Source organism: Mucilaginibacter ximonensis (assembly GCF_042686265.1).
In the GTDB taxonomy this organism is placed as follows: domain Bacteria; phylum Bacteroidota; class Bacteroidia; order Sphingobacteriales; family Sphingobacteriaceae; genus Mucilaginibacter; species Mucilaginibacter ximonensis.
The window spans coordinates 382986-395577 of the sequence record NZ_JBHUPD010000003.1; the positions used below are offsets into that span (position 1 = coordinate 382986).

Here is a 12592-nt window from a genome sequence, read left to right on the forward strand (position 1 = left end):
CACCATAATGGCGGGGCAAATTCATACATTCACCTTTATTCCAATTCCAAATTTCGTTGACGCTGACGATACCAGAAAACCCCTATTATTATCAGCATAATTACGCCCAAAGCAACAATTACCAACGTTGTCGGAAAACCTTTTGAGTTTGACAAATATTGGTCATGTCGGTCTAAAGTAGGTGCCAGTTTAATAGAGCTTACAAAAGTTTTATATTCGCCGGCTACCATTTCTTTCCGCGCATTGGGATAAGCGTATTCAAAAATATAAGTGGCTGCATTAGTGTACAGCAACACAATATTTCTAAGCTGTATATCGCCGCCCCCATTGTCAGTTTGTAAGGTGAAAGTTTTGGCTTTGAGTTTGCCAATAGTGGTATCCCTTACAAATTGGGCGCTGGCGTAGTTGTTTTCAGATTGTATGTTTTTTACATTATCTGAAAGTACCTTGTCCAGGTCGCGTTCATGTTTTAACGGCGGAGTGTTTTTTGCATTGGCAGTACGCAGAACTACCACGTAACCCAATGGCGCATTTGATGAGTATATCTGCTGGCCGAGTGTATCGGTTTTTTTATAAGCTTCAGGCAATGACACTGTAACAGAGCTATCAATTGCCACCGGTTTTAAATCCTGGCTAAAGCCGGCAAAAGCAGATAACATGAATGCTGCAGAGATTAAAAATATCTTTTTCATACCACTACTGCCCCTAAAACCGTACCAAAATGGCTGTTACAACGGCTTTATGACACTAGCATAGACAAGTACGGCATAGCTTTAAAAGCTGTGCCGTACTTGCCGTCTAAAATGATATTTTACTGATAAACAGCTAATTTTACATTACAGTTTGTCAATTTCAGCTTTAATAAAAGCGGCTAATTCTTTAACGTAATCTGCGCTGAAATCAAACTGAATACCCGCAGCCTCATAAATTTCTTTAATGGTCTTGGTGTAACCTAATTTTAGGGCACTGAGGTATTGATCCAAAGCTTTCTCCGGGTTTTCTTTATAATTTTTGTATACCGCTATAGCGCCTAATTGCGCAAAACCATATTCAATGTAATAGAATGGGATCTCAAAAATATGCAGCTGCTTTTGCCATAAGTTTGCCTCAGCAGTTTCAAGCCCGCTCCAATCGGCAAAGTTGGCGCCAAATGGTTCAAATATCTTCAACCAGGCTTCTGAACGCTCGGCAGCGCTATGATCCGGATTGGTGTAGATCCAGTGTTGGAATTGATCAACAACGGCTACCCAGGGCAGTGTTTTCAAAACGTCAATCAGCTGGTCTTTCTTGGCGCGTTTCATATCTTCTTCATTGTCAAAAAAAACACCCCAGTTATCCATTGAGATCAACTCCATCGACATTGAGGCCAACTCGGCTACTTCTGACGGGCAATGTTTGAAATCGTTTAGTTCAAGATCAGCCGTTAGAAAGGTATGTACCGCATGGCCGCCCTCATGTACCATAGTAGTCAGATCACGGAATGTGTTGGCCGAATTCATAAATATAAAAGGTGCGCCGGTTTCAGACAGCGGATAATTGTAACCACCCGGCGCTTTACCTTTGCGACTTTCAACATCAAACAGGTTATTATCCTTCATAATCTCCAGACGCTCGCCAAGGTAGCTGTTGATGTTACGGAAACATTGAATTGATTTCTCAATCAGTTCTTCACCGTTATTAAATGGTTTTAAAGCCGGCTTGCCTGACGGATTTACGTCCATATCCCAAGGGCGAAGGGCGCCGACGTCTAAAGCTTTTTTACGCTCTTCAGCTTGTTCACGCAAGATGGGAACGATCTCCAACTCAATAGCTTCATGGAAAGTATAGCAATCCTGAGGTGTATAGTCAAAACGGCCCAGCTCCTGGAATTTATAATCGCGATAGTTTTCGAAACCGGCGTTTACCGCCACCTGATGACGCAGTTTGCGCAGCAGATCAAACAGTTCATCAAGCTTTTCTTTCTCCTGTAAGCGACGATCGGTTATCTTTCTCCATACCTCTTCGCGTTTGGTACGGTCTGTACCCTTTAAAAATACCGCTGCCTGTTCTAAAGTATACTCTTTACCGTCAATTTCAACCGATAGCGAGCCGCTGATAGACTGGTATTTTTGCTGCTCAACCTGTATTTCAGTTTGTATCGGTATGTTCTCTTCGCGAAACAGCTCTAACGCTTTTTTAACACCGCGCAGGTAAACAAAGTATTTGTCTTTATCCAATTGGTCCAGGTAGTCGCTGGCCACTAGTTTTTTGTTTAAATCATTGCTGTAAGGCGCAATTTTAGGCTCAATCTCGGTGGCGAAATATTGGAAATCGGCCAATAGTTGTTCACTGGCTGTATCGCAGGTCATACGTATGTAGCGCCAGGCAAAGTCTTCTTCCAGTGCAGCTTCAATTTCGCTGCGGTCATGCATCCATTGTACCAACTCGTCAGACGAGTTAATCGGGCGCTCTAAAAGTTCTTTGTAAATAGGTTCCAGCGTTTCCCATTTTATCTCAAGATCGGCCGGGATATATGTTCTTGTCTTTTTGTGGATCATTTTTTTGATGTGTAAATATGCAGATATACAAATGTGCAAATTTTAAGCACGTCTAAAAACGGAGGATTGTAAAATTAGTTTTTGGCCAAGGATAAAATCGCAAACACATCAAATGACGGACGATATTTACCCTTTATACAAAGTCTCCGACAGATATTTAATACCGTCCTTGTAGCTGGTGGGTTTAAAATTGAAGGCTTTTTCAAACTTACTGCTGTCAAAAATGTAATTGTGGTCGCATTGGTAATACATCTCCACGGTACCCATAATCAGCTTGTTGAACAGACCCAGCAAAAACAACATCAGCTTGTTAATACGCATGTATTTAGGTTTAACACCGTAGGTAGATGCTGCCAGTTCTATTATTTCTATACCGGTTAGGGCAGGGGCGGTAGGCAGGTGCCAAATTTGGTTATCGCTGTCAGGGTTTTGGCCCAGTATATACATAGCTTTGCCCATGTCAGCTATATAACTAAAGCTATGCAGACACTTGGGGTTGCCCATCCATTGTGCAGATAGTTTTTTGGCATATTTGCTCAGCACCATCATATCTAAAAAAGCGTTGCCACTATCAGTACCATAAAAATCGGCGGCACGGGCTATGCTGGCGCGCAGGTTGCCTGCTTTAACCTCGCTCATCAGCATTTCCGCAATACCTGCACGGATATGGCCTTTCACACTGCTCGGTTTGTAAGGGGTATCTTCCTTCATTGGCCCTTCGACAAGGCCGTACATGTATACGTTATCGAAAAATATCAATCGGGCGTTATTTTCTTTTGCTACCGCGATAACATTGTGCATGAGTACGGGCCATTGCTGCTTCCAGACCTCTTTATTGTAAACCAAGCCTGCGCACAAATAAATCACGGTCGAGCCTTTGGCTGCTGCGGATAGTTCGGGATAGTTTAACAGATCGGCTTTTTGCCAGGTCAGCTTGTCGCCGCTAAATTTTGACGGGCGACGGCTTATCAGGCGAATGGTTTCATTATGGTTTAATAATTCGACGGTTAGTGCGTTTGCTACCGGTCCGCCGGCTCCTAGTATAGTATGCATGGTCTTTCTTGTTTTATTGTTGAAACAAAGGTAGACCGGCACTGACGCCCAAAACGTTATCTTAAGATAAGATTTTGAGAGATTTAGGATATGAATTATTTATGTACGAGCAACCTGCGGCGTATACGCGATAGCGACACAGGTGTTATACCCAAAAAGTTGGCTATGTAATGCTGCGGCATTCTCTGCAATATCTCGCGACCAGTACTGATGAGCTGCAGATATCTTTCTTCTGGCGATTGGGTAATAAAAGAGGTTACGCGGTCTTCATAGCAGCACAAGTAGTATTCAGCTATTAAACGACCAAAGCGCTCCATTTTGTAAGCCAGCAGCGGATTGCTGAGCATAGCCTCCATATTCTTTTTACTGATGGTGATAAGGCGGGTATCTTCTAAAGCCTGTACGTAGTTAATGGCAGGTTCTTCGGTCAAATAACTTTTATATGAGCTCACAAACTCGTTTTCGAAGCTGAAGTAGCCGGTAATATCTACACCGTCCTTGACATGGAAATATCGTACAGATCCGGTGACGATGAAGCCGAACTTGTCGCACACCTTGCCATATTCTGCAAAATACTGTTTCTTTTTAAGTGTGCTGAAAGTTAGGTGTTGAGTAAAGACAATCCACTCGGCTTCATTAAAGACAACGAACTTTTCGATTGTTGTTCTGAATGCGTATAAAGCGGCCGGTGTATCCATAATGATAGATTAAAGTCTTATGCCGAGGATTAATCCATGAGGTAGCAGCACCCTGTCTAACAAAAATAAAGTCGCAAAAACCACGCTGGCAATGCCATTAGTGGTCATGAAAGCAAAGTTCACCCGGCTTAAGTCGTTAGGTTTTACCAGCAGATGCTGGTAGGTCAGCATCACACAAAAAAATATGATACCTATATAATACAATAAGCCTACAGTTGTAAAGAATACTGGCATTATGATAAATGTTGCTGATAGCACATGAAGAAACGTTGACAAGCGTAGTGCGTTTACTTTCCCCAAATAAGCCGGAATGGAATGCAGTTTTTCGGTACGGTCAAAATCTTCATCCTGCAAAGCGTAAATGATATCAAAACCGCTTACCCAGCACAATACAGCCAGCGAGAAAAATATTGGCAGCAAATCAAAATGCCCCGTCACCACCAAATAAGCGCCGATAGGGGCCAGCGACAAACCCAGCCCTAACACCAAATGGCAAAGCGCAGTAAAACGTTTGGTTGCGCTATAACCCAATACTACCAGCAAAGCCACCGGAGACAGATAAAAGCAAATGGGATTAATGAACCAGGTAGTAATAACAAATAAGGCGCAATTAGCCAAAGCAAATATCAAAGCCGATGTAGCTGTGATACGTCCCGCAGGAATATCACGCACTTTGGTTCGTGGGTTTTTGGCATCAATGTCGCGGTCAAGGTAGCGGTTAAATGCCATGGCCGAGTTTCGCGCGAAAACCATGCACAGCACCATCATCAGCAGCTTTTGCCACTCGAAGGTGTAAGTAGTAGTAGTCACTGCCAAAAAGAAGCCTATAAAGGCAAATGGCATAGCGAATATGGTATGTGAGAAAGTTACTAACGATAGATATTTTTTCATGTGTTTATACTTTATTTATGGGCGAAACACACCCTTCCCGCCGAACTTTCGGCCGCTCCCGCTCTCAAGAGGGGAAGCTTTTTTAATTGATAATTACGTTAATACTACGATACGCTGTGGTTCCCCTCTTGAGAGGGGTTAGGGGTGTGTTCTACTATATGCTTTTCTATTGTCCTTAATACATTCAGCATATCTTTTCGCACTTCCCATTCCGTAAAGCGTATTACGGTTAAATAATATTCTGCAAGTTTTTTATCCCGATTCTGATCTAGTGAATATTTTTCTTCACTATTGTGATATTGACCATCAATTTCGATCACCAAATCTAATTCATTGCAGTAAAAATCGACTATATAATCCAATAACGGTTTCTGGCGTTGAAAATCATATCCGAAATATTTTTTATTCTTTAACTCGTTCCACAATAACACTTCACTTAAAGTGCTGTCATTCCGAAGTTGTCGAGCTAACTCTTTTAGATAAGGTTTGTATGGAATGATTTTGCGCGTCATAGCTTGCGTCGTAACACACCCCTAACCCCTCTCAAGAGGGGAACCAAAAAATGGCGGCACCTCAAACCCGGCGTTGATCTCATTAATGAAATTGAGCACCTCATCCTTACCTAAGTGTTCTTCAGACGACGTTATAAAGCACTCAGGTACCTCGTCAAACGTCGTTAAAAGCGCACGTTTAAACTTGGCAACGCTTTGCGCGGTTTTTGTGGGCGATTGCTTGTCCGCCTTGGTAAATACCAGTACAAAAGCCAGCCCTTTTTCGCCAAGCCAGTTGCAAAACTCCAGATCGATTTTTTGCGGGTCGAGCCGACTGTCGATCAGCACCATCACGCATTGCAGGCTCTCGCGCTTGTCAAGGTAGGTTTGGATGAATTTGTTCCAGTCTTCCTTTTTACTTTTGGATACCCGCGCGTAGCCATAGCCCGGCAAGTCGACAATATACCAGCTGTCGTTCACCAAAAAGTGATTGATCAGTTGGGTTTTGCCCGGTGTTTGCGAAGTTTTGGCCAGACCCTTTTTGCCGGTAAGCATATTGATCAGCGACGACTTGCCCACGTTTGACCGCCCAATGAAAGCATACTCCGGCATTACCGGTGGCGGCAGTTTAGATACCTGGCTGTTGCTGCAAATAAATTCGGCCGATTTGATTACCATTTTGCAAAGATAGTTTATTTAAGATTAGTGATTGAAGATTGAAGATTGGTTGAATTTTTTTGACCATCATTCGTTTGTAAACATTATCACTATATTAATGAAACTATGCAAATATAGTTATATTTACATGTTTAAACATGTATTATTGATTTTTGCTGATCTTTAATCTTCAATAACTAATCTTTCCCGAAAATGGATAACTATAAAATACCAGCTCAAACCCGTATCGGTCACGTACACTTAAAAGTGAGCGACCTTCAAAAATCGCTTGATTTTTACTGCGGATTACTGGGCTTTGAAAAAATGCAAATGTATGGCGACCAGGCTGCGTTTATCTCGGCTGGCGGCTATCATCATCATATTGGCCTTAATACCTGGGAGAGTAAGGGCGCTCCTCCGGCCCCACGCTACGCGCCGGGTCTGTTTCATACCGCTATACTTTACCCTGAACGCAAAGATCTGGCTGTAATTTTACAACGACTTATACAAGCAAAATACCCCATCACCGGAGCGTCAGACCATGGCGTATCTGAAGCGATTTACCTGGATGACCCTGACGGTAACGGTGTTGAGTTGTACTGGGACCGCCCGCAGAATGAATGGCCGCGTGAAGCTAATGGCGATATCAAAATGTTTACTCATCGCCTGGATGTTGAGAGCTTGCTGGCACTAAACGCTGAAGCTTAATAAAAGTTATCTCTTAAAAAAGAAAAGAAATTACGAAATATACGTAGTTAACTACGTATATTTGTTTTATAAATATTTTTATGGAAGATACTTTAACAATACGGCCCATCTTTAACGAGTATTGCCGGCAGATCATCGACATTATTTTGCCCATACAGCAAATAGAATTCAACGTGCCTGTAACGCTTGATGCTCAGCCTGATCTTTTGGATATTGAGGATTTTTATCACAAAGGAGGCGGGTGTTTTTTGGGCGCTTTTATGGGCGAGGAGCTTATTGGTACCATCGCCTTAATTAATACGGGCAACAATGCAGGCGCACTGCGTAAGATGTTTGTTAAGAAAGAATACCGGGGCAAAGAGCTGGGTGTAGCACAGCAATTACTTGAAGTGCTGCTGCAGTTTTGCCGCGACAGGCAGATAATCGATGTTTACCTGGGTACGGTTGAGGTGCTGAAGGCGGCCCACCGTTTTTATGAGCGTAATGGTTTTGTATTGACGGATATCAAAGACTTTCCGCCATATTTCCCACGCATGATGGCCGACAACAGGTTTTATCATTTACATTTGAACAATTAAAAGCAATATGGGTGTAATTGAGCAATCGGGTATATTAGCTATAGCCACCAGGCTGCAGCGTCTCAGCGAGCGCATGCGTAAAGACGGATTGGCAATTTACAAAGCGCACGGTATCGACTTTGAGCCTAAGTGGTTCCCGGTGGTGTATACACTGCATATGAAAAGCCAGTTAAGCGTGGTCGAGCTGGCTAATGAAATTGGTTACTCGCACCCATCAACTATTAGCTTGCTCAAGGAGCTTGAGAAGCTAAAGTTCATCAAATCGACTAAAGATAAGGCCGATGAGCGTAAGCGCCTGCTCCAGCTAACTGAAAAAGGCAAGGCCATGATTGAGCAGATGAAACCTGTTTGGGAGGTGATGATAGCCGCAACCACCCCGCTTATCGATACCAAAAATAATTTGATGAAGGCTATTGAGGAGGTTGAGCACCAGCTTGAATTACAAAGCTTTTACCAACGCGCGCTTAGCTTAATGGCCGCTAACCAGGCTGAAAAATCAGCAGATCAATAAAAATATGTCTATTACATTACGCCCCATACAACCAGCCGACAATGTCGAACTGGCCAAAATAATCCGTGCATCGTTAGAAGAGTTTGATGTGCCGAAACAAGGCACCGTTTACTCAGATCCAACTACCGATGCGCTTTTCGAATTGTTTGACCGCACACCTGGCAGTTGCTATTTTATAGCCGAGCAGGACGGTGTAATGCTGGGTGGCTCCGGTGTTTACCCAACCGCAGGCCTGCCCGCCGGCTATGCTGAGCTGGTAAAGCTATACCTGAGTCCGGCCAGCCGCGGCAAAGGCATCGGCAAAATGCTGATGAATAAGTGTTTTGAGGCGGCTGCTAATTTGGGTTACACGCATTTGTATTTAGAATCGTTCCCACAGCTGGCAAGTGCAGTAAGTTTGTATCGTAAAACTGGGTTTGAATCGTTAGATCATGCTCTGGGTAACTCGGGGCATTTTGCCTGTACTATTTGGATGGTGAAAAAATTAAAAAGTTAAAAGTAAAAATTCAAAATCTGAAGCGGTTAATACAAAGAGCTGTCATTCTGAGCGTAGCGAAGAATCTTATGCGCTGTACATGTCGCTTTAATAAGATTCTTCGCTATGCTCAGAATGACAACGTAAGAAGGTAGGTTACCTTAATCTTTAATAACTAATCTTCAATCATTAATAACCAATCTTCAATTCCCTATCTTTGCCACAATACTATGAGCAAAACCGTAATTCCGTACAGCCAGGAGCAGGGCACCAAAAAAGAGCAGGTGGCCGATATGTTTAATAATATCTCTAAAACCTACGATTTTCTGAATCATTTCATGTCTTTGGGTATTGATATTATCTGGCGCAAAAAAGCGATCAATGAACTGAAAAAAGATCAGCCGAAACTAATCCTGGATGTGGCTACCGGTACCGGCGATTTTGCTTTTGAAGCATTGTCCATTCTTAATCCGGATAAAATTGTGGGTGTCGATATCTCGCAGGGGATGCTTGACGTCGCGAAGCAAAAAATAACTAAACGTAACCTGGGCGATAAGTTTGAGGTTAAGCTGGGCGACTCGGAAGGCCTGCCTTTTGACGCGGCTCAGTTTGATGCAGTAACGGTGGCTTACGGCGTCCGCAATTTTGAGAACCTGGAAAAAGGACTGGCCGACATTAACCGTGTTTTAAAACCTGGTGGCAAAGCGGTAGTATTGGAGTTTTCAAAACCAAAGGCGTTCCCGATTAAGCAATTGTATAATTTTTACTTTAACTATATCACACCGGGCATTGGTAAGCTGTTCTCGAAAGATTCGCGCGCTTACTCGTACCTGCCTGAATCGGTTGCCGCTTTTCCTGATGGTAAGGATTTTATAGCGGTGATGGATAAGGTGGGCTTTACGCATACCAAATGCAGGCCTTTAGCGTTTGGTATTTGTTCAATCTATACGGGCATTAAATGATAAAACGGTACCTGCTTGTCGTCAATCTGGTTTTGTGCTGCGGTAATTTATTTGCACAGTCGGTACCTAAATGGGGTGGCGGGGCAGACCAGTCTGTACAGAGCTTCGGTTTTAGCTTTAGCTATGTAAGCAGTTATTTTAAGATTGATAAGAACCCCGACTGGCGCAAACCTTTTATTGACAAAGAAGGCCTGAAGGTCGCCGATTCCTTAAACAGCATCAGTTCTCCCAATTCGGTAGGTTTTGCAGTTGGTTTTTTGTACCGGTATCGTATAACCGACCATCTGGAAGTACGCACCACGCCATCTTTGGTTTTTGCCGACAGGGTAGTTAACTACACTTACACAAATGCCTCGTTTAATACCAGCAGAACTGTCCAGTCAACCTCGGTTGATTTACCGCTTGGAATAAAGCTCAAGTCAGACCGTATCGGCGATTTCCGGGGATATATTTTGGGCGGTATTAAGTATACACAGGCCATCGGCACCAAATCAAACGCCGACGCTAATTTGGCTCCTATAGATAAACATTTGAAAAACATTCGCGGCTTTGGTTCGTATGAGGCGGGTTTAGGTTGCGATATTTATTTCGAGTTCTTTAAATTATCGCCGGAGATCAAAATATCAAATTCATTTGGTGATGTAATGCTGCACGATAACAATGCGTATTCATCGCCCATAAACAAATTGGGTTTACACACGTTGATGTTTAGCCTATATTTTGAATAAGCAACCTGCTTATAGGGCATAAATTGTTTAATTACCGACGAAAAAACCTAATTTCGCGATGAATTTGTAGTATACCATGGCTAAAATTGCATTAATAACCGGGGCTACCGCCGGCATTGGCGAGGCTTGTGCAGAACTGTTTGCACGCGAAAACTATAATTTGATTTTGACCGGCCGCCGTGCCGACCGACTGGAAAAACTGGCCGCAAACCTTAACAAAAAGTACAATACCGAAGTAGCCATCTGCGCCTTTGATGTGCGCGACCGCGAACAGGTTACTGCAAACTTTGAGGCATTGCCTGCTAAGTGGAAAAAGGTGGATGTGCTGATTAATAACGCCGGACTGAGTCAGGGTCTGGATCCTATCCAAAAAGGCAGTCTGGATGATTGGGACACCATGATTGATACCAACATTAAAGGGCTGCTTTACGTAACCAAAGTGGTGTCGAACTGGATGGTTGAGAATGGTAAGGGGCATATCGTTAATTTAGGCTCAATAGCCGGTAAAGAAGTTTACCCGAACGGCAATGTGTATTGTGCAACCAAACATGCCGTTGACGCGCTTAGTCAGGGTATGCGTATTGATTTGGTACAGCATGGTATTAAGGTAACCGCTATACATCCGGGGGCTGTAGAAACTGAATTTTCAGAAGTACGTTTTCACGGCGATAAGGAACGCGCTAAAAAAGTATATGATGGTTTTGAACCATTGGTAGCCGAAGATATTGCCGAAACGATATACTTTGTAGTATCCCGCCCAAAGCACGTCAATATTAACGAGCTGCTTATTATGCCAACGGCACAGGCTACGGCATCGAATATTGTTCGTAAGTAGGGTATGTGCAGATATGCGATGTGCAAATGTGCAGATGAAACAATAGATTATATAGATAATGAAGTAGATAGCAATCCGAAATCGAACATCCGATATCCGGAATAACATTCACTCAATCACTCATTCAATACTCACTCATTTAAAAAGAAATGTCGTTAATCACACAAATAGATCAGGATATCAAAGCGGCTATGCTGGCTAAACAAAGCGAGCGTTTACAAGGCCTGCGCGCAATTAAAGCTGCCTTGCTTTTGGCTAAAACTGAAAAGGGCGCTGCCGAAGAGATCAGCAATGAGGCTGAAATAAAAGTTTTACAGAAACTGGTAAAACAGCGTAAGGAGTCGGCCGATATTTATAAGGCGCAAGGGCGCGATGATCTATACCAGATCGAAATGAATGAAATTGCCACTATAGAGCCTTACCTGCCGCAGCAAATGACCCGTTTTGAAATAGAGGGCTACGTACAGGAACTGATGACGCGTATTAACGCAACCGGTATGCAGGACATGGGCCGGGTTATGGGCATAGCCAACAAAGAGCTGGCCGGACAGGCTGATGGCAAGACCATTTCAGAAGTAGTAAAACAACTGTTAGCATAAATTATTTGTTTAATTTGTTGCAGGTAAATTGCAATAAGCTATTTTTATAGCGAATAACAGGTCTCCAGGGGCCTTATATAATTAACTTTATACATAATATCTATATGAGTTTCGTGCCTAAAGAGGAACATGGTTTTAGTTACATCGAGGAGGGCGAAGGACAAGTGTTGCTGTTGCTGCATGGTTTAATGGGCGGTTTGAGCAACTGGGAAGAGGTCATCGAAGAGTTCAGGCACAAATATCGTGTTATTTTACCTTTTCTGCCGGTTTATGATCTGCCGGTAATAACTACAGGGGTTAAAACGTTATCTAAATACTTACATAAGTTTATTAAGTATAAAAAACTGGAGAACGTTATTTTACTAGGTAACTCGTTAGGTGGGCACGTAGCATTAATTTACGCTTTGGCGCATCCTGAAAAACTACGTGCTATGGTGTTAAGCGGCAGCTCAGGTTTGTACGAAAATGCTTTCGGAGGCTCATTTCCGCGCAGAGAAAGCAGAGAGTTTGTAAAAGAAAAGACGGAGTACACTTTTTACGACCCAAAAGTTGCTACTCCTGAATTAGTTGACGAAGTTTATAAAGTAGTTAACGACCGTCATAGTGTGATCAGGTTGCTGGCCATGGCTAAATCGGCCATCAGGCATAATATGAAAAACGACTTGCATAAAATACACATGCCGGTTTCATTGATATGGGGTAAAAATGATAAAATTACGCCGCCCGAGGTAGCTGACGAATTTCATCAACTGCTGCCAGACTCGGAGCTGCACTGGATAGATAAATGCGGGCATGCCGCCATGATGGAGCATCCGCAGGAGTTTAATCGTTTGTTAAAAGGTTTTTTAGAAAAAATAGGAGCATAACAC

At 43.0% G+C, this 12592-nt stretch carries 16 protein-coding genes; 9 read left to right on the plus strand and 7 right to left on the minus strand.

Annotation, left to right across the window (positions count from 1 at the left end; genetic code table 11):
- Positions 1 to 35 precede the first annotated feature (35 nt).
- From ACFS5N_RS15635 to yihA, 7 genes are all read right to left on the minus strand, one after another.
- The gene (locus tag ACFS5N_RS15635) at positions 36 to 692 is read right to left on the minus strand and encodes a hypothetical protein (protein ID WP_377187572.1); all 657 of its coding nucleotides are present in this window, start codon (positions 690 to 692) and stop codon (positions 36 to 38) included.
- 144 nt (positions 693 to 836) lie between these two features.
- Entirely contained in the window at positions 837 to 2537 is a 1701-nt protein-coding gene (locus tag ACFS5N_RS15640) for a M3 family oligoendopeptidase (protein ID WP_377187575.1), read from the minus strand.
- Between the two features lie 126 nt (positions 2538 to 2663).
- A complete protein-coding gene (locus tag ACFS5N_RS15645) occupies positions 2664 to 3590 on the minus strand; it encodes an NAD-dependent epimerase/dehydratase family protein (protein WP_377187578.1) in 927 nt (308 codons plus the stop codon).
- A gap of 95 nt (positions 3591 to 3685) precedes the next feature.
- Positions 3686 to 4288: a Crp/Fnr family transcriptional regulator gene (locus ACFS5N_RS15650; protein ID WP_377187581.1), complete on the minus strand. Its 603-nt coding sequence runs from the start codon at positions 4286 to 4288 to the stop codon at positions 3686 to 3688.
- A gap of 9 nt (positions 4289 to 4297) precedes the next feature.
- Positions 4298 to 5179: a UbiA-like polyprenyltransferase gene (locus ACFS5N_RS15655; RefSeq protein ID WP_377187584.1), complete on the minus strand. Its 882-nt coding sequence runs from the start codon at positions 5177 to 5179 to the stop codon at positions 4298 to 4300.
- Between the two features lie 104 nt (positions 5180 to 5283).
- Positions 5284 to 5691 (minus strand): endonuclease domain-containing protein, encoded by a 408-nt coding sequence (locus ACFS5N_RS15660; RefSeq protein ID WP_377187587.1) that lies wholly within the window; start codon positions 5689 to 5691, stop codon positions 5284 to 5286.
- A 21-nt stretch (positions 5692 to 5712) separates the two neighbouring features.
- Positions 5713 to 6348: a ribosome biogenesis GTP-binding protein YihA/YsxC gene (yihA, locus tag ACFS5N_RS15665; protein WP_377187590.1), complete on the minus strand. Its 636-nt coding sequence runs from the start codon at positions 6346 to 6348 to the stop codon at positions 5713 to 5715.
- Between the two features lie 192 nt (positions 6349 to 6540).
- Between yihA and ACFS5N_RS15670 the strand changes: the two genes are divergently transcribed.
- The 9 genes from ACFS5N_RS15670 to ACFS5N_RS15710 all read left to right on the plus strand — a co-directional run bounded on the left by ACFS5N_RS15670 (position 6541) and on the right by ACFS5N_RS15710 (position 12589).
- Entirely contained in the window at positions 6541 to 7035 is a 495-nt protein-coding gene (locus tag ACFS5N_RS15670) for a VOC family protein (RefSeq protein ID WP_377187593.1), read from the plus strand.
- Positions 7036 to 7115: 80 nt separating this feature from the next.
- Positions 7116 to 7613 carry a GNAT family N-acetyltransferase gene (locus ACFS5N_RS15675; protein WP_377187596.1) on the plus strand — a complete coding sequence of 166 codons (498 nt, stop codon included), beginning with the start codon at positions 7116 to 7118 and terminating at the stop codon, positions 7611 to 7613.
- 7 nt (positions 7614 to 7620) lie between these two features.
- Positions 7621 to 8124, plus strand: a complete 504-nt coding sequence (locus ACFS5N_RS15680) for a MarR family winged helix-turn-helix transcriptional regulator (RefSeq protein WP_377187599.1) — start codon at positions 7621 to 7623, stop codon at positions 8122 to 8124.
- 4 nt (positions 8125 to 8128) lie between these two features.
- A complete protein-coding gene (locus ACFS5N_RS15685) occupies positions 8129 to 8620 on the plus strand; it encodes a GNAT family N-acetyltransferase (protein ID WP_377187602.1) in 492 nt (163 codons plus the stop codon).
- A gap of 209 nt (positions 8621 to 8829) precedes the next feature.
- Positions 8830 to 9561: a bifunctional demethylmenaquinone methyltransferase/2-methoxy-6-polyprenyl-1,4-benzoquinol methylase UbiE gene (gene ubiE, locus ACFS5N_RS15690; protein WP_377187605.1), complete on the plus strand. Its 732-nt coding sequence runs from the start codon at positions 8830 to 8832 to the stop codon at positions 9559 to 9561.
- Positions 9558 to 10289, plus strand: coding sequence for a type IX secretion/gliding motility protein PorT/SprT (gene porT, locus ACFS5N_RS15695; protein WP_377187608.1), 732 nt, complete (start codon positions 9558 to 9560; stop codon positions 10287 to 10289). Before ubiE ends, porT begins: the two co-directional genes overlap by 4 nt.
- Positions 10290 to 10365: 76 nt before the next feature.
- The gene (locus ACFS5N_RS15700) at positions 10366 to 11124 is read left to right on the plus strand and encodes an SDR family oxidoreductase (protein ID WP_377187611.1); all 759 of its coding nucleotides are present in this window, start codon (positions 10366 to 10368) and stop codon (positions 11122 to 11124) included.
- 149 nt (positions 11125 to 11273) lie between these two features.
- Complete coding sequence (locus ACFS5N_RS15705) at positions 11274 to 11723, plus strand: GatB/YqeY domain-containing protein (protein WP_377187613.1); 450 nt, start codon at positions 11274 to 11276, stop codon at positions 11721 to 11723.
- A 104-nt stretch (positions 11724 to 11827) separates the two neighbouring features.
- Complete coding sequence (locus ACFS5N_RS15710) at positions 11828 to 12589, plus strand: alpha/beta fold hydrolase (RefSeq protein ID WP_377187616.1); 762 nt, start codon at positions 11828 to 11830, stop codon at positions 12587 to 12589.
- Positions 12590 to 12592 lie beyond the last annotated feature (3 nt).